Consider the following 18,338-nt stretch of genomic DNA (forward strand, 5'->3'; position numbering starts at 1 on the left):
TTATTTTTACATAACATGTTCTGTTCTCTTTATAATATCATCTTGTATTGATTTATCTAAGGAAATAAATTGAGCACTATATCCTGCAACTCTAACTATTAAATCTTGATAATCTCTTGGATTTTTTTGAGCCTTTAATAATGTTTCTCTATCTATAACATTATATTGAACATGCATACCTTTTTGGTCAAAATAACTTCTAACTATTGATGCTAAGTTCATTAATCCTTTATCACCCTTTAATGCTGATGGATGGAATTTTTGATTAAATAATGTTCCATTTGAAGCACTAAAATGATCTAATTTTGCAACTGAATTACATGCAGCAGTAGGACCTGAAACGTCACAACCTCTTGATGGGGAAACACCATCTGCTAATGGCTCACCAGCTACTCTTCCATCTGGTGTTGCTCCTGTTAATGTACCAAAGTATACATTTATTGATGATGGATAAAGACCAGCTTGGAATTGTCCTCCTCTTGGATTTTCATATCTACTAACTTCAGTTGTATATACTAATGCTCCTTCTCTAGCTAATTCATCTACTTCATCAATATCATTACCATACTTAGGACATTTTTTCTTTAAGATTTCCTTTAACATAGGATTACTTTCAAAATTATTTGCTAATCCTTCTTTTAATTCTTTAGCTGTTACTTTTTTATCATCAAAAACAAGTTTTTTAACTGCCATTAATGAATCTCCAACATTTGCAACTCCAACACCTTGTGGTCCACTAAAGTTATAATGAGCTCCACCATCTTGTAATGATTTTCCAACACTTATACAATCTTCTACCATTGAAGATAAAAATGGTAATGGTGCTCTTTCAGCATGAGCTATATCTATACAGTTATCTGCTATACACATATGCTTTACAAAATATCTCATTTGCATTTCATAGGATTCCATAAATTCTTCAAAAGATTTCATCTTTGTAAATTCTTTTGTTTTTGGTCCTATTTGTTTACCTTTATCCATTCCTGAATTTATAGTTAATTCTACTATTCTAGCTAAATTAAAGAATGCTGAATCATGCCAGCCTTCAGTTTTTCCCCATTTTTGTGGTTCAACACATCCTATAATTCCATAATCTCTAGCATCTTCTAAAGTAACTCCTCTAGATACTAATGCAGGTATTATAACTTCATCATTATAGTAAGCTGGTATTCCAAGACCTTCCCTTGTAACCTCACAACATCTTAATAAAAATTCCTCTGGAGTTTTATTCCATATTCTTACTGATAATGATGGTTGAGGTAATCTTACATGTGCTGATGCCTTTAATGCCATATAAGATAATTCATTAGTTGCATCCTTTCCACCTTTGTCTTGTCCACCTACAATTAAATTTTGATATAATGGATATCCTCCAAAGAACTTAGTTGAAATTTCATCTCTTACTTTATTAATATCATTTAATTTTATCCAAATACATTCTATTAATTCTTGTGCAAAGTCTTTAGTTATTTTTCCATTCTCAATATCTTTTATATAGTAAGGATACATATATTGGTCAAATCGAGTTGGTGAAATAGAATGTCCATTTGATTCTATATTAATTATTGCATGTACAAACCAGAATGATTGACATGCTTCATAAAAGGAAGTTGCTCCATTTTTAGGCACTCTTTCACATATAGCTGCTATTTTTTCTAATTCTTTTTTTCTATTCTTATCTTCAGTTTTTTCTGCTAGTTCTTTTGCTTTTTTAGCATATCTTTCTGCAAATTTTATAGCTGCTTTGCAAGAAACTATAACACTTTCTAAGAAATTTCTTTTCTTAATATAATTTGGATCAGCTTCATCACTTTCTTCCATTTTTTTAATAGCTTTTTCTATAATTCCACTAAAACCTACTTTTAATACAAGTCCATAATCTACTGAAATATGTCCAACTCCATTAAAATAATAATTTCCAACTGTAAATACATCTGAATTCATAGCATCTATAGTTTCTTTAGACATATATGAAGTTGCTAGTTCATTAGTAGTTTTACCATCCCAATATTCAAAAACTTCTTGTAACTTCTTTTTAGATTCTTCAGATATTTGGAAGGCATCTCCTGTTCTTTTATCAAGTTTATCTAATTCATCTTCTAGCCACTTATTTGAAAATTCAGGGAATACTTGTGAAGATCTAGGTTCTTTAGTTAAACTACCTACAATAAGTTCATCATCTCTAATTATTACAGGTAAATTTTCTAACATCTTTTTAAGAGCTAATCCTCTTCTTACTATTGCAGGTTCCTCTTCTGTCTCCTTAAAAGATTCTGTTATTAAAATTGCTCTTTCTGTTTCAACACAAGGTGATGCATTTAATATTTGAGCCTTTAGTTTTTTAATTCTTTCTGTTGGTTCACCAAATCCTTTACTTATCATAACTATCTCTCCTTTTATAAAATAATTTTTGCTTATGTATTAAACCTTTTCATTTTATGATTTAATACTATCATTTAATCGATAAATTTTTAACAAACTTTTTTGTTGTCTATTTGTACTATTTTGCTACAAATACTATCCCTTTAAATTTTCATAGCAAAAATTTACCTATAAAAAAAACTGCTGATAAGATAATCAACAGTTTTAAATCTTTTTATTTCTATATTCAGATGGGGTTATCCCAACTATTTTTTTAAATACCTTTGAAAAGTAGCTTGATTCATCATAACCTAATTCTAAGGCTATATTAAATATAGATATATCTGTATTTTCTAACATATATTTAGCTTTTTCAATCTTATATATGTTTACATAATCAATAAATTTCATTCCTACATCTTTTTTAAACAACTTACTAAAATAATATATACTAAAATTACAAACCTTAGCTGTATCCTCTAATGTTATACGTTCCTTATAATGTTTATCTATATATTGTAATGCTATATTTATGCTATCATTTATCTTTTTTTCACCTATTAATTTATTATGTATAGTAAAGTTGTTATCACTAAATATTTTGTTCCAAAATTTATCTATATATATTTTTATATCATCTACAGATTTTAATGCTATTATATCTTTTATAAATAATTCTTCATTGATATAATTAAAAATTTCTGGTTTTATTTTTCCATAAACACTTATAATCTTTTTAATTATATAAATTACTTTTTCTTTAAATTCTAAAATACCATTACTTTTTAATGTATAAATATGGTTAACATCATTTAATAATTTTTTTGCTTCTATTAAATCTCCTGATATTATCTTATCTAAAAGTAAAAATTCCTTTTCTTTTAATCTATTAATATTAGTTTCTAAACTTAATATTTCTTTATTTAAAATATCTAATACACTTTCCCTACATATAGGTTTAAGTAAAAAATTGTTTATTTCCTTAACTAGTTTCTCGTAATTAGAACTTTTGGAATAATTACAATATCCTACCATCATTATTATTACTTTTGTATTATTTCTTTTCTTTATAATATCACAAACTTCTAAAGAATTTATTCCTGGAATTTCGTTACTTATTATTATAATATCAGGATCTAAATCTTTATCTAATTTTAAGGCAATCTCACCACATTCTGCTATACCAACTATATTTAACTTATCTTCTAAAGGTTTAATAATCTTTTTAAAAGCTTCTATTTCTAAAATATCATCATCAATTAATAATAATCTATACACCTTTTATTTTTTACCTCTATTCTTTTAAAAATTTTATAATTACTTCAGTACCTTTATTTATTTCACTTTTTATATCTATTTTATAATTATATCTATAAAATTTATTCATCCTCTCCTTAACATTACTAATTCCATTTCCATTAATTTTTTTATTCATATTTATATTCTCTAATAAATCTTCTTCAATTCCAACTCCATTATCCTTTATTGATACTACAATAAATTCATCATTTTCTAATAGAGAAATATTTATAAAGGCTCCTTTATCCTTTGATTTTAATCCATGAGTTATAGCATTTTCTACAAATGGATAAATCATCATAAATGGAATTTTTATGCTTTTATACCTATCATCCATATTTATAGAAAAATCTAATCTTTTTGAAAACCTTATCTTTTGAAGGCTTAAATAATCTAATATATACTTTAATTCCTCTTCTATAGTTACAACTTTATTAGATTTCTCATAAGAAAACCTTATCATGTTTGATAGTTTAAAAAGAACTTCCCTTGTATTTGGAGCATCTTCTATTATAGCTAAAGAACAGGCACTATTTAATATGTTAAATATAAACCTTTGGCTAGTTATACATTCAAGAGATTTTAATGTTGATTTTTCTAATTCTCTCTCAAGCTCTATTTGTTTAAATTTAGACCTTTTAACATCCTTATCTTTTTCATCTATTTCTTCTTGGCTCATCTTAAAAAGAGCTTCTCCTATAATATAATTAGATATATGGAAAAGCATTTCTGCAATTGATTGAATCTTATTTAAAGACATTACTGTTAAATTTTTATATGCGGATTTAAGTTTATGTTCTTCAATAGAATGATGAATAGGAACTATATTTTCTAAATTTGAATTCTCCTCTTCTACTAGAATTTGTCCACCCATTAATAACCCTAAATACTGATCTTCTACAATTATTGGTATTGCAAAATCAACTAATCCCATATGACATTTATATATATAAGGTTTTCCACACCTTGCCGCTTCTAATCCCCCCATAGAATCACACTTTTCACATAAATGGGTAAAATTTTTATCAGAACGAATTATTTTACAAAATTCCGTACAACAACTATGCTTAGTAAAAGGTTTACCTTTATAATCTGTTGTTAAAATAGCTACCCCCGTTGCCTTTGAAATATCCTCTTGGATTTTTTGAAAATCTTTAACATCTATTATATTTTTAAGACTAATAAATTTATTCAATATATACCCCCTAATAGCATTTTAAATTTGTTGTATTTTGAAATATAATTAAATTTTTCTAATAATATACAAAAAAATTATATCATTAACCTATTTTTAATTCAATTAATCCATTTATTCTATTAATACAAATTGTTTTCAATTATATTACAATTTAACATTTACACTTGAAATTTTGGATAATTGGAAGTATAGTAACTATGCTATATATTTTATATTTAATTTTGTTAACTTAATATTAATAATTTTAAATATTATTCTAGTATAGTATTGTTCTGCCTTAACTATAGAATTTATTTGTTTTTGAAAATTAAATTTAAGGAAATTTTTTTAATAAAGGTATTTAATATTTAACAAATGAAAAACAATTATATTTTTAAAGGCATTTTCTCAACCAATGAAGTAAAATGGTAATATGACTTTAATAAATTTTAAGGATTATTATAGATACAATATTTAATTTTTATTTAATTTGGAGGGAGTACATTATGAAATAAAATAAATATTAAATTTCGTAGTAGGGGGAGATATTAGTTATTATGAAAAGAAGGCAACACGATAAGCATTATACTAAAAATGAAAAAATTATTATAGGTATTATTATTTCTTTTTGCGTTTTACTTGCCGTATATCTAGGAACATCACTATATTTTAGCAATCATTTTTATTTTGGAACTGTTATAAATAATGTTAATGCATCATGCAAAACCGTTGATGAAGTAAATAAAGAAATATCATCTGGAATTAATACATATTCATTAGAATTAGTAGGACGAAATAATGTGAAAGAAAAAATTACTTCTTCTGATATTGATTTAAAATATAATCAAAATGGTAAAGTGAAACAATTAAAAGATGAACAAAATCCTTTTGGATGGGTTGTTTCAATATTTAAGAAATCTAATTATGAAGTGCCTGGAATTATTACTTATAACAAAGAAAAGTTAGACAAGTGCTTTAATAATTTAGCTTATTTTAATAAGAAGGATGTAGTTAATCCTAAAAATGCTAGTTTAAAGTATACAGATAATGGTTATGAAATTGTTGATGAAGTTTACGGAAATAAAGTAAATCCATCTATTTTATATAAGGATATTGAAACTGCACTTATTAATAGGGAAAAAACTTTAAATTTAGAAAAACTTAATTGCTATGAAAATCCAAAATATACTTCAAAATCTCAAGAAGTTATTGATGCTAAGAAAACTCTTGATAAATATGTATCAGCAAAGGTAACTTATAAAATTGGTGATAATACAGAAGTAGTTAATGGATCATTAATCCACAACTGGCTTGATGTTACTAACAATATGAAAGTTGTTGTTAATCAAGCTAAAGTTAGAAATTATATAAGTGGACTAGCTAACACTTATGACACTCGTGGAAAAACAAGAAACTTCGCTTCATCTACTGGAAAAACTGTTAAAGTTAGTGGAGGTAGCTATGGTTGGGCAATTAATATTCCTGAAGAAACTAATAATTTAATTTCTATAATAAAAAAAGGTGAAACTGTAACTAAAGAACCAAAATATGCACAAACAGCAGTATCACATGGCTCTAATGACATAGGAAACACTTATGTTGAAATTGATTTAACAAAACAACATTTATGGTTCTATAAAGATGGTGCACTTGTAGTTGAAGGTAACGTTGTTACAGGAAATGAAAGTAATAATCATGGAACTCCTCCAGGTGTTTACAGCTTATATTACAAAGAAAGAAATGCTACATTAAAAGGTCAAAATTATCGTACTCCAGTTGATTATTGGATGCCATTTAATAATGGTATCGGAATACACGATGCAAAATGGAGAAATAAATTTGGTGGAGATATTTATAAAACAAGTGGTTCTCACGGTTGTATAAATTCACCACATGAATTAGCAGAAACAATATTTAATAATATTTCAGCAGGTACTCCAATTGTATGTTATTTTGAATAACATCAAAAATAAGTAAGGCTTTACAAAGTCTTACTTATTTTTTTATTAATATTTATCATTGACTTTGATAAATTTTTCTTTTATAATTTATTTAAAGAAATTCTTACTAAAACAGTAAGAATTATTTTCAATAATCTTATTTTTAAATTTAAATATCCTAAAAGCTACGATTAGAAAAATAGATATTTTAACTTATCAGAGAGTAGTCTCCTTGGCTGTAAGAGACTTTAAGCAAAAAAATATCATTAAGTGCATCTATGAGCTCTTTTTTCGAAATTTTAAAAGTAGATTAAAGCGTGTACGCCCGTTATAGCGTTATAGTATGATTGTACTTATATTTGAGTTTTATGTATAAAGTTTTGTCTTTTACATATAAACAGAGTGGAACCGTGGAAGATTTACTTCTGCCTCTGTATTTAGAGGCAGGAGTTTTTTTATTTTTATATAATTTATACAATATAGGCTAATAAATTAATAATTAAAGGAGGTCTTTTTTTGAAAAAATTATTAAACAACTTAATCTTCAAATTACTTGTAGGAGTTATAGTAGGTATATTAATTGGTGATTATGCTTCCACAAATGTAATTGGAGTTGTTGTAACAATCAAGTACATATTAGGACAAATTATCTTCTTCTCAGTACCATTAATTATTTTAGGTTTTATTGCTCCGTCTATTGCAAGACTTAGAGAAAATGCAAGTAAACTTGTAATGTATGCTATTTTAATTGCATATCTTTCATCAGTGTTTGCTGCATTTTTATCTATGATTGCAGGTTACACATTAATACCAAAACTTTCAATTGCTTCAGCTACAGCATCATTAAATAAACTTCCAGAGCTGTTATTTAAACTAGACATTCCACCTATAATGAGTGTAATGAGTGCTCTTGTTTTAGCTCTATTTATAGGACTTGCTACTGGATGGACAAAGTCTGATTTAGTTGAAAAGCTATTATACCAATTCCAAGATATTATATTAAGTATAGTAAATAGAATAATAATTCCAATACTTCCATTCTTTATTGCTGCAAATTTTGCTGCATTAGCTTATGAAGGTGGAATTAAAACTCAGCTTCCTATTTTCTTTAAAGTAATAATTATAGTTTTAATAGGTCATTTTATTTGGCTTTTTGTACTATATTCAGTTGGTGGACTTATTTCTAAAGAAAATCCTTGGGAAGTACTAAAATACTATGGACCTGCATACCTTACAGCAGTTGGTACTATGTCTAGTGCAGCAACTCTTCCTGTTGCTTTAGAATGTGCAAAAAAATCTAAAGTTCTTAGAGAAGATATTGTTGATTTTGCTGTACCACTTTGTGCAAATATACATTTATGTGGATCTGTTCTTACAGAAGTATTTTTCTTAATGACAGTATCTCAAATACTTTATGGAAAATTACCAAATCTTCCAACAATGATATTATTTATTTTATTACTTGGAATCTTCGCAATAGGTGCACCTGGAGTTCCTGGAGGCACAGTTATGGCATCTTTAGGCTTAATAATTAGTGTTCTATCCTTTAATGAAGCTGGAACTGCTCTTATTTTAACTATATTTGCACTTCAAGATAGTTTTGGAACTGCATGTAATGTTACAGGAGACGGTGCCATAACACTTATGCTTACAGGAATTGCAAAAAAGAAAAATTTATAAGTATTTTTATAATATTTAATTCTTTTATGTAAAGATTTGTTATTTATTTTTTAAATGTTATAATTATATTAATTTCACTTTAAGGAAGAAGGAATTATCAATGAATTTAATACTTATAAATCTATTGTTATTATTTTTAATTGTAGCTTTCACAGTATATGCATTTATAACAAAAAAATCTTTAAACTATAAGTTAGTAGGTTTATTATTAATTGCATACTATATTGATAAAGATGTTAGGCTTATAGCACCAACTTATATTTATGCTAGTTTAAAACCTTTTCTTTACTTTTTAGAAGCTACATTATTGATAATTCTACTAATTAGATTTTTTATTAATTTTTTTAAATCTATGAAAAAATCAAAAAATACAAATTCTATAAAATAAAACTTTAATATATTATTTAAAGTTACAAAAAGGCAAAATGATAAATTTCTACTAAGTGATACGATTTCACTAAGAATTTATTATTTTGCCTCTTTTATTATTTATTTTTATAACTTCTAATATAAATTTTTCTTATATATATAACAAATATAGTAGATAATAATACAATAACACTTAAAATATTCCATGTTTTCATATCATCCAAATAGGATAAAATCTTTCCTACCATAATAGGACCTATATAATATCCTGCTCCCATTAAAATTGGAAGTATACCATTCATCCTTCCTCTGTGGGATGCTGGTGTATTATTAGCTATAAATGTATTAACATTTGTTGCTAAAATTATCTCTCCTAATGTAAATATAAATACTGATATAAATACCATAAAAATAGAATTAAAAAATCCAAGAAGTCCAAAACCTAATGTATAAAATAATCCACCATAGAATATATTTTTTAAATTTTCTACTTTATAAAATAACTTTGTTATTATTGGAGTCATAAGTATTACAACTACTCCATTAAAACTTGAAACATACCCATAATATTTTGCTCCTAAAGCACCATATACATTTGATAATTCAATAGGCAATAAAAATCCCCACTGACCATAAACTAAATCGTATCCAAATATAACAATTCCAAAATACAATAATATCTTTCTATCCCATAGAATTTTAAATATACTTCCTTCCTCATCTTTTTCTAAAACTCTATCTTCAGAAACTATTTTGCTTTCTTCTCTTCCTTTAGTTTCCCTTACAAATAAGCCAATTAATATTAATGCTGCAACTGTAGTACATGCATCTCCTATAAATAAAATATTTAAATGTTTCTCAAATAAAAGTCCACCAACAAATGGACCTATTGCAAAGCCTAAATTCCACCCCATATAAGTAAGTGCATATGACGCATTTCTATTTTTAGGTTCAGTTAAATCACCAACCATAGAATTTATAGCAGGTGATACAAATCCTGAAGCTGCCCCAGCTAACATTATTAAATATATAGTTGTCATACTTGGCTTTACAAATCCACAGGATGCATAAAGAATGCAAGCTATTCCTTGAAATATAATAATAATTTTTTTCCTTCCAAACATATCAGTAAGCTTTCCACCTATAAGTCCAGTTGGTAAATAAATTACTCCAAATATACTAATATAAATCCCTGCAAGTTCTGATGATAACCCTATTTTTTTAGTTAATATAAGAGTCATTAATGGTGCAATAAATGATCCTGCTGCATTTATAATATTTCCTATAAATAATATGTATATTTCTTTAGGAAGACCTTTGTATGGCTCTGTTAATTTCTTTAGATAATTCATAAATCAAGCCCCCTTTTTATCTTATAGTTACTTATTTTTACCCTATTAATCATCCCCTTATCTTTTATTTAATCAAAACCTATTTTTTAATAAATTTATACTTATTATTAACATAATATACAATTTTGTAATTATATTCAAATATTTTTTAAATTTTATATTGTAAATATAAATTTAAAACAAAAAAATAAAGGCAATATAATATTAAATTACATCACCTTTATTTAATAATCTCCTATTTTGGATAAAGTATTATATTTTGTAATAATATCGTATGATTTTTTAAGATACTATTAGTTACTTTAATTGCATAGATGCAGTAACTAAGCCATTTATAATACTTATAAAAAATATTATCTATTATTTTAAATCATTATATTTTTTGACGTTTTTTGACGGCAAACAGAAAAGACTAGGAATAAAAACTCCTAGTCTTTTTTGTTAATTATTTACTTTTCTTGCTAACCCCATAATTCCAGCTATAAGCATTAAAATAAATGCTATTATTTGCATAAAATTTGTTAAAAATAATATACTTGATAATACTATTAAACATATGCTAGATACTTTTGTATATTTGTTAATTAAACTCGCAAAAACAATTGATGCTATTGCTAATATAATACCAAATGAACTTAATGAGTACATTATATTTCCTAATTCGAATGTGCAAGGCAATTTTCCTAATATTGCTTTTGAACCTATTGCTGTAAAAAACGATAAAATTGAACCTATTAATCCTAAAACAAATTCTGGTAATCTTTTCATTAGTTTTCCCCCTTAAATTTTATATTTATATTTTAACATTTTTGCTTTTTCTGTATGTAAACATTTTATAAATTAGATTTTTTAAATAAAAAAAAATAAAGGGAGTAAGATTTCTCCTACTCCCTAAAATAATTATTTGCTATATAAAGCTTTCCAGGTATTCTTACCCACAATACCATCTACATCTAAACCTTTATTTTTTTGTAGGTTCTTAATTGCTATAGTAGTTCCTCTTCCAAATACTCCGTCTGCTCCTCCACTTGATTTTAATGAAGTATATCCTCTATTTAGTAGTCTTTGTTGCATTAACTTCGTAATATTACCTCTAGCACCTTCTCTTAGCATAGGACATGCGTTTAATGTACTATCTCCAAAATATCCATCCTCTTTAATATTTCCGTAACCTTGTCTATTTATTTCACTTTGTAAAGCCTTAACTTCTTCTCCACTTATAGATTTTTGCCATAACTTAGAATTATTTGAAACTGAAGAAGTTGAATGTGATTGTTTAGAAGAGTTACTTGAAGATATTGACTTACTACAAATTTTCTGAGCTATTCTCCTAGCTACTTCATCAGGTCCTAATTTTCTATAAAGTTCCACATCTTCTGTTGCTTCTACAAAACATATCTCAAGTAACATAGCATCCATATTAGATTTTCTTAGATCATAAAGATGAGGGTCTGATTTAACACCTCTATTTTTAAACCCCATCTCAGCTAATGCACTCATTGCAGCTTTAGCTTGAGAAAATGACTTACTATATACATATACCTCTGCACCTATAGCACCATTATAATGATTATAACAATTATTAAAATGTATAGGTATATATAAGTCTGCTCCCCAATTATTTGCTTTATTTACTCCATAAGCTAAGTCTTTTGAAACTGTATTACAAGAATCAGGTGGAGTTACATCTAAAACATCTTGTCCAGCTAATCTTAAATATTTTATTAAAGAATCCTTTACTTTTCTATCTTCTCTAGTTTCACTAATTATTCCACTTGCTCCAGGAACACTAAAATTATGTCCTCCTCTTACTGCTATTTTCATTTTAAATTCCTTCTTTCTTTTTTTATTTCTATATAAATTAAATATTGTTTTTAATCTTAATTTGTAAACTAAGGCAATAAAAAAAAGACAGCTCTAAGCTATCTGTTGCCATAATAAACTATTTAAGTTCTTCTTTATCTTTCTTGCCTATTCCATCTATTCCTGGAGAAGTTGGATTATTAAGCACTCCTAATGCTACCCCTACAGAACATAATGCATTTACTATATACATTACTTTATCTCCATCTACGCTAAAACCTAAATTTGCAATTATCATTATAGCTGCGCTTGTTATTGCAACTATTGTTCCTGTATTTTTTAATCTTTTTAATATTTCTTTTACTTTCATTTAATCTTCCTTCTTTCTATTTATCATTTCTTCTACTGATATTTTTCTCCAGTATCTTTCATCATCTAAATATTTATTAGAGTTATTTTTTATACAAACAAAAGATCCTTTTCCGTATCTAATTTTATCGTTATAGTCACCACAATAAACAATATCGTTAACTTTGTACTTTTCAGATGGATTCCATCCCAATTTATCAGTAAATTTTTTATCTAAGCAACCAAGGGGACCAGTTGGTCCTATATCACACATTTATAGTCACCTCTTATTATTTAAAAATATTAAATTGTATTGCATATATAAAAAAGCCAACAAGTCCACTAGCGAGAAAACCAAATCCCCATTTCAGTGTACTTATTAGCCCTTCAATACTCTTACATAGATTTTCTATTTGCACATCTTTTTTTACGTCATTTTGCTCTAATTTGTCTAGTCTATCAGCATGATTATTTATCCTTTCGTCATGGATTTTTACTTTATGCTCTATAAGTTCATCATTCATGCATATGCCCTCACTTTTCTAAAGTCTATATTAGAAATTTTTGTCCACATATTTCTTTATATTGTTCCTGGTTAATTTCTCCGAATGGATTACTTTCTGTTTTTACAGCTTGTTTTAATAAGCTAGTATCTATGCACCCCATATTATAAGCCATTTTCCAAAATTCAAAATTTATATTTTCCATACTTAATTACTTCCTTTCAACTTCATAATTTCAAGTTTATTTTGAGCTTGCTGTTTCATAAGCATATTTATAGTTGAATCCTTTTTCATAGCTGCTAATTTTTCAGCAGCTAATTGTTTTGTTAAATATTCTATCTTATCATCTACTGATAACCTATTTTTCATAGATTTTATTAAAGATTCTTGATATGCTACATCTTTTGTAAATGTGTTACTAGATTCATTAAATACAAAAATATATGGATTAACCAATAATTCCTCATATTCTGTATTGTTATCATCTATTTCTATTTCTAAAATAATATCACTTTCACATGAGCTAGAGCTATAACCTTTAACTCTTTTAGTTTCTTTATCTACTTGAATATAAAATAACATTTTTACACCTCCCAAATTTCTCTTAAAACAACGTCATTCCAATCTTTCATACTGTTATTACTACAACCTTCTAGTCTATCGTCTTTTACATAAATGGCTTTGATTATCCAACCTCCGTCCTCGTTGCAAGGTATAGAAATAAGATAGTTTCCTGAATTTACATAAGAGCCATCTTTGCTAACAAACTTTTCATACCAGTTATAATTATTACCTGTTTTGTTTGATGTACCTGGATCATAATCACTAAAAATAAGACTTATCCCATTTGCACATTCACTCAATTTCTTAGATAAAACTTCAGTATCACCCTTGTTTAAGTAATGACTCCCCTTCCATAGTAAAGTTTTCTTATTAAACTTATCTTCTAAATTTTTTCCATCATTAAAATAGATTTGTGCTGCATTTGTCTTAAAATTTATTTCATCAAAGCCTCCCTTCCCGTCGTCTACTTTATAAATTGCATTTTTTACTGCCATTATAATTCTCCTTTCTTATATAAGTTCTATCCAAACTCTTCCATAAGCACTTCCACTAGGTCTACTAGAAGATGTTATTATTTGTGTTCCTGAATCTCCTTTATCGCCCTTATCTCCTTTATATCCTTGAGGACCTATTGGACCTCTATCGCCTTTTGGCCCTTGTGGTCCTTGTGAACCAGTAGCACCTGTATTACCTTGTAGTCCTCTTGGTCCTTGTTCTCCTGTTAATCCTCTAGGACCTATCGGTCCTGTATCTCCTTTGTCTCCTTTTATCCCTTGAGGCCCAGGTATTCCTTGTAAACCCTTTTGTCCTTGTGGTCCTTGAAGTCCCTGTATACCTCTTTCTCCTTGCTTACCCTGTGGACCAATAGGTCCTTGTATCCCTTGGTCACCCTTTGGACCAATAGGCCCTTGTTTTCCTGTCAAACCAGTAGCTCCCGTATCGCCTCTAGGACCTATTTCTCCTTTTGGTCCAGGAATACCTTGAGGACCAACAGGACCTCTTAAATCTTTAACAGCTTGCATAGCTTCTATAAAGACTTTATCACCTTGATTCAAAGGGAATTTAAATTCAATTGTATGCCCATCAACCTCTTTTATAGAATTATTAGTAAACCTTGAACCATTTACATATACTGCTATTGCATTAATACCTACTGGATAAACATATCCATCATTCCATGAAAATATTTTTTGCCCTTCTGTGGAAATAAAAAATCTTTGAAATACAACATAACTTTGTCCATTACCTGCTGGACCTTGTACTCCTTGTATACCTTGAGGTCCTCTTTCTCCTTGTGGTCCTCTTGCTCCTGTGTCTCCTTTCAATCCTTGAAGTCCTCTTTCCCCCTGTGGTCCACGCTCTCCTTGAGGTCCAGTTAAACCTCTATCGCCTTTATCTCCTTTTAACCCCTGTTTACCTACTTGACCCTGTGGTCCTTGATCACCTTTTGGTCCAGTTAATCCTATAGGTCCTTGTATACCTTGTTTGCCTTTAGGACCTTCTAAACCAATAGGACCACGTTCCCCTTGTATTCCTTGCTTTCCTTCCAATCCTTTTTCACCTCTTGGGCCTTGTATTCCTGGAATACCTTGCTCCCCTTTAGGCCCTTGTGGTCCAATTGGACCTACTGCTCCTTGGTCTCCCTTTTCTCCTTTAGGTCCTATTGATCCTGTTAATCCTATAGGCCCTCTTTCTCCTTGCAATCCAGTTAATCCTCGAGGACCAATATCTCCTTTTTCTCCTTTTGGACCTCTATCTCCTATTAGTCCTTGCGGGCCTCTTAAATCAACTACCATTTGAAATGCATCTATAAAGACTTTATCCCCCTGACTTAAAGGTAATTTAAATTCTATTGAATTTTCGCTAGTTTCATTAATTGCTTTATTACTTAATCTAACTCCATTAAGATATATAGCTATTGCATTAACATTGATTGGATAAGTATATCCATCATTCCATGAAAATACTTTTTGCCCTTCTGTAGCTATAAAAAATTCTTGGAATTTAATATAACTTTGTGTACTTCCTACTGGTCCTCGTGGTCCTACTAAACCTATTGGCCCTTGAATTCCTTGTGGGCCTTGAGGTCCTGGTATTCCTCTATCTCCTTTTTCTCCCTTTTCACCCATAGGTCCTACTACACCTTGTATACCTTGTTCACCTTTAGGTCCTACTGGCCCTATTGGTCCTATATTTCCCTTATCTCCTTTATCTCCTTTTAGACCTTGCATACCCATTGGACCACGTTCTCCTTGAACTCCTTGACTTCCTTGTGGTCCCTTTATATTTACTACTTTTGGTGATTCATTACTTGTATTTATAGACCAATTTAAATTGCCATCTATATCTACATTAGGCCTCCATAATTTACTGTTGTTACTTGCTTCTGGAACTGAATTTATTTCTTGATTTAAATCATCTATGGGATTAGAAATAACATTACCTAAAACAATATCTATTTTAAAAAAGCTTTCATAAACTTCTGTTACTTCTGAAACTCTCAAATTTTCAAATTCATCATCAATTTTTCTTATAACTATATCTCCTAAATCCCAATCCTTTTGATATACAAAATTAGTATTTAGAACTGTACTTTCTGTACTATTAATATAATCATAATTTTTAAGTTTAGCTTCTGCTCTATCTGATAGTTTATCTGATTGACCTTCTTCTATATCTCTTGCATCTATAAATAATTCTCTACGCTTTAAACCAATATCATTATTCTTGAAAATCTTTTTAAATTCTCTATTTATACCTTCTCCCTGACCCGCAACGTATCCCATTGTTTTATAATTTTTAGAATCGTTTGTTCTATTAATAGATGTTATATTATCAAAGTCCTCAGAAAAAATAACTTTATTATCTGATTCAGTAAGGTTTCTACCTTCTATAACATCAAATATAAATTTTTTATTTACTAAATCTAATGCTATTTCCCAGCCTAACCCAACGCTATTACATATATTGCTTATTTCAAAGTTTAAATATTTATATCTACTTTGCCAGTTAATAATTTTTCCTCTATGTTTAGATGCAGCTATTACTAATTCATTGATCTTTCTATCCTTCTCAAATGGATTAACTGCATTAGATTCAACATAATGTTTAATTACATCCTCTGCTGATCCTTTAAAAGAATCATAAGCTTCTCCAGCAGATGGTATTGTTATTCTTCTATCTAATATGCTTTTTAAATCTCTTCCTTTTACAGTAATTAACTTTTTATCTTCATTTATATTTATATTTTCTATAATTAAAGGTTTTTTAGGATCAATAAAAATAATATTCCCATCTTTTAAAAAATTTTTATATTTTGAAGAACAAATTAATTGAAATTCTTTAGCTTCATAATAATTTCTTACAAAATAAAAGGAAATATAGTCCTCTATATCTCCTAAAAAATTAAAATTATTATCAATTATTCTAATAGTTGAATCCATATATCTCCCACCTTTGTACTAGGCATATTAGGTTGTATATAAATACCCCTAATACTTTTACCCTGCATATTATTAAACCAATCCTGCCATAAATTTTGTTTAGAATTCCATCCACTATTGAATATGTCCCACATTTCTTGTATATCAGCCTTGCCTGTAAAAGACATAAATCCACATACCTCTGTATTATGTCTTTCATCAGCAACTGAAAAATCATTGCCGCTTATATATATTTTTGCAAGGCTTAATTCATATACACTATTATCTCTTTGTAGTGCTGCGGGAATAGATGTACTTCCCTTCTTTACATCTATTCTTAACTTTCTATTTATTAAGTCTAGTTTCAAGACAACTCTATCAACTCTACTTGTACCAACTTCTACACTTTTAATTAAACTTGCATCATTTAAATACATATATCCTTGAATATTTGCAGCTCCTTGCCTAATTTCTATACTTGTACTATTTCTTTTATATACCTTCAAACTATCAAGCGCTGGGTTAACACCAGTACTCATAAATGTCTTGAAATATTTTGCAAAATCTTCACTTTTATATTTTCTATCTCCATTTACACTATTAAAAAACCCGCTAAATTCTGCCATATTATCACCTCCTATAAACTTAGAAATTGATTTTTATATTTAACTATAACAGTTTGTGGAATGAAATCCCCATCTGTACTATAACTTATTATGTTATTTCCTACTGGTAAACTAAAAAATTTGCTAAATATATCTATATAACCATAAGCATTTTCTCTTAATCCATTTTCCTTAATTATTTCAACTCTTTTTTTGCCATAAGCAGTACAAATATATAGTATTTCTCCATCATTAATTTTTTTATTAACTTTTATATATTCGTTATTATTTAAAATGATTTTAGGATTTAATGCAGGTGCTTTAAAATATATTTCTAAAGGTGCTTTCATTTGTCCATTATTTATTATTTCTATTTGATTAGGTCCTTTTCTTGCTAATTCTATTCCTTCACTTTCTATACAAAAGGGAAATTCAAAATTGCTTTCCCATGTTTCTATATTTATATTATTTTCTTTCTGATCCATCCATAACGGATAATCAGCGCTTAAAGTAATAATAAACTTTCTTAAATTATTTGTATTAACTTCATCACTAAAAATCGGAATACTTGTTGCTCTTACTATTATTTCTTTTTCTATATTTTCATCATTATATTTTAATAACACATCTTGTACAGGATTGAAAATATAAACAAGTTCAGATTTAAATATCTCAACTTGCATTAGATTTTCTCCAATAATAATACCTTCTATAACTATTTCTCTTTCACTTAAAGTAGCTGAATTTATCGATTGTCCAATCTGATTTAATCCTTTAATCTTTTCAAAAATTCCTTTGGGTTGGCTATCTAAAAACTTAGTACATACTATTCCATTTTGATCTACATTACTTTCTATATTTATTTCTTTATTATTAACTAAGTTAATTACTTTAATAGAGCTATACATATATTTA

General features: G+C 27.8%; 18 protein-coding genes. 3 read left to right on the forward strand and 15 right to left on the reverse strand.

Annotated features, from left to right (window positions below; translation table 11 throughout):
- Window positions 1–6: 6 nt before the first annotated feature.
- From dhaB1 to J2S18_RS12285, 3 genes are all read right to left on the reverse strand, one after another.
- On the reverse strand, window positions 7–2,382 hold the full coding sequence (dhaB1, locus tag J2S18_RS12275) for a glycyl radical glycerol dehydratase DhaB1 (RefSeq protein ID WP_307487262.1): 2,376 nt from the start codon (window positions 2,380–2,382) through the stop codon (window positions 7–9).
- Window positions 2,383–2,586: 204 nt separating this feature from the next.
- The gene (locus J2S18_RS12280) at window positions 2,587–3,639 is read right to left on the reverse strand and encodes an AraC family transcriptional regulator (RefSeq protein WP_307487264.1); all 1,053 of its coding nucleotides are present in this window, start codon (window positions 3,637–3,639) and stop codon (window positions 2,587–2,589) included.
- Between the two features lie 16 nt (window positions 3,640–3,655).
- Window positions 3,656–4,855 (reverse strand): PocR ligand-binding domain-containing protein, encoded by a 1,200-nt coding sequence (locus J2S18_RS12285; RefSeq protein WP_307487265.1) that lies wholly within the window; start codon window positions 4,853–4,855, stop codon window positions 3,656–3,658.
- 539 nt (window positions 4,856–5,394) lie between these two features.
- Here J2S18_RS12285 and J2S18_RS12290 point away from each other — a divergent pair.
- The 3 genes from J2S18_RS12290 (at window position 5,395) to J2S18_RS12300 (ending at window position 8,845) form a co-directional block, all read left to right on the forward strand.
- Window positions 5,395–6,798: a L,D-transpeptidase family protein gene (locus tag J2S18_RS12290; RefSeq protein ID WP_307487267.1), complete on the forward strand. Its 1,404-nt coding sequence runs from the start codon at window positions 5,395–5,397 to the stop codon at window positions 6,796–6,798.
- Window positions 6,799–7,293: 495 nt separating this feature from the next.
- The gene (locus tag J2S18_RS12295; RefSeq protein WP_307487269.1) at window positions 7,294–8,457 is read left to right on the forward strand and encodes a dicarboxylate/amino acid:cation symporter; all 1,164 of its coding nucleotides are present in this window, start codon (window positions 7,294–7,296) and stop codon (window positions 8,455–8,457) included.
- 100 nt (window positions 8,458–8,557) lie between these two features.
- On the forward strand, window positions 8,558–8,845 hold the full coding sequence (locus J2S18_RS12300) for a hypothetical protein (RefSeq protein WP_307487270.1): 288 nt from the start codon (window positions 8,558–8,560) through the stop codon (window positions 8,843–8,845).
- Window positions 8,846–8,942: 97 nt separating this feature from the next.
- Here J2S18_RS12300 and J2S18_RS12305 read toward each other — a convergent pair whose 3' ends face one another.
- The 12 genes from J2S18_RS12305 to J2S18_RS12360 all read right to left on the reverse strand — a co-directional run bounded on the left by J2S18_RS12305 (window position 8,943) and on the right by J2S18_RS12360 (window position 18,331).
- A complete protein-coding gene (locus J2S18_RS12305) occupies window positions 8,943–10,178 on the reverse strand; it encodes an MDR family MFS transporter (protein WP_307487271.1) in 1,236 nt (411 codons plus the stop codon).
- Between the two features lie 441 nt (window positions 10,179–10,619).
- Entirely contained in the window at window positions 10,620–10,946 is a 327-nt protein-coding gene (locus J2S18_RS12310) for a hypothetical protein (RefSeq protein ID WP_307487273.1), read from the reverse strand.
- A 132-nt stretch (window positions 10,947–11,078) separates the two neighbouring features.
- Window positions 11,079–12,002: an N-acetylmuramoyl-L-alanine amidase gene (locus J2S18_RS12315; RefSeq protein WP_307487275.1), complete on the reverse strand. Its 924-nt coding sequence runs from the start codon at window positions 12,000–12,002 to the stop codon at window positions 11,079–11,081.
- Between the two features lie 118 nt (window positions 12,003–12,120).
- The gene (locus J2S18_RS12320) at window positions 12,121–12,351 is read right to left on the reverse strand and encodes a phage holin family protein (RefSeq protein ID WP_307487276.1); all 231 of its coding nucleotides are present in this window, start codon (window positions 12,349–12,351) and stop codon (window positions 12,121–12,123) included.
- Window positions 12,352–12,603 (reverse strand): hypothetical protein, encoded by a 252-nt coding sequence (locus J2S18_RS12325; RefSeq protein ID WP_307487278.1) that lies wholly within the window; start codon window positions 12,601–12,603, stop codon window positions 12,352–12,354.
- 16 nt (window positions 12,604–12,619) lie between these two features.
- The gene (locus J2S18_RS12330) at window positions 12,620–12,853 is read right to left on the reverse strand and encodes a hemolysin XhlA family protein (RefSeq protein WP_307487280.1); all 234 of its coding nucleotides are present in this window, start codon (window positions 12,851–12,853) and stop codon (window positions 12,620–12,622) included.
- Window positions 12,854–12,878: 25 nt separating this feature from the next.
- Window positions 12,879–13,037, reverse strand: coding sequence for an XkdX family protein (locus J2S18_RS12335; RefSeq protein ID WP_307487282.1), 159 nt, complete (start codon window positions 13,035–13,037; stop codon window positions 12,879–12,881).
- A 2-nt stretch (window positions 13,038–13,039) separates the two neighbouring features.
- Window positions 13,040–13,414 carry a hypothetical protein gene (locus J2S18_RS12340; RefSeq protein ID WP_307487284.1) on the reverse strand — a complete coding sequence of 125 codons (375 nt, stop codon included), beginning with the start codon at window positions 13,412–13,414 and terminating at the stop codon, window positions 13,040–13,042.
- Window positions 13,415–13,416: 2 nt separating this feature from the next.
- On the reverse strand, window positions 13,417–13,890 hold the full coding sequence (locus J2S18_RS12345; RefSeq protein ID WP_307487285.1) for a hypothetical protein: 474 nt from the start codon (window positions 13,888–13,890) through the stop codon (window positions 13,417–13,419).
- Between the two features lie 15 nt (window positions 13,891–13,905).
- Window positions 13,906–16,839, reverse strand: a complete 2,934-nt coding sequence (locus J2S18_RS12350) for a Gp37-like protein (RefSeq protein ID WP_307487287.1) — start codon at window positions 16,837–16,839, stop codon at window positions 13,906–13,908.
- Window positions 16,818–17,444, reverse strand: coding sequence for a hypothetical protein (locus tag J2S18_RS12355; protein ID WP_307487289.1), 627 nt, complete (start codon window positions 17,442–17,444; stop codon window positions 16,818–16,820). Before J2S18_RS12355 ends, J2S18_RS12350 begins: the two co-directional genes overlap by 22 nt.
- An 11-nt stretch (window positions 17,445–17,455) precedes the next feature.
- Entirely contained in the window at window positions 17,456–18,331 is an 876-nt protein-coding gene (locus J2S18_RS12360; protein ID WP_307487290.1) for a phage distal tail protein, read from the reverse strand.
- Window positions 18,332–18,338 lie beyond the last annotated feature (7 nt).

It is taken from the genome of Eubacterium multiforme (assembly GCF_030813415.1).
Classification (GTDB): Bacteria; Bacillota; Clostridia; order Clostridiales; family Clostridiaceae; genus Clostridium; species Clostridium multiforme.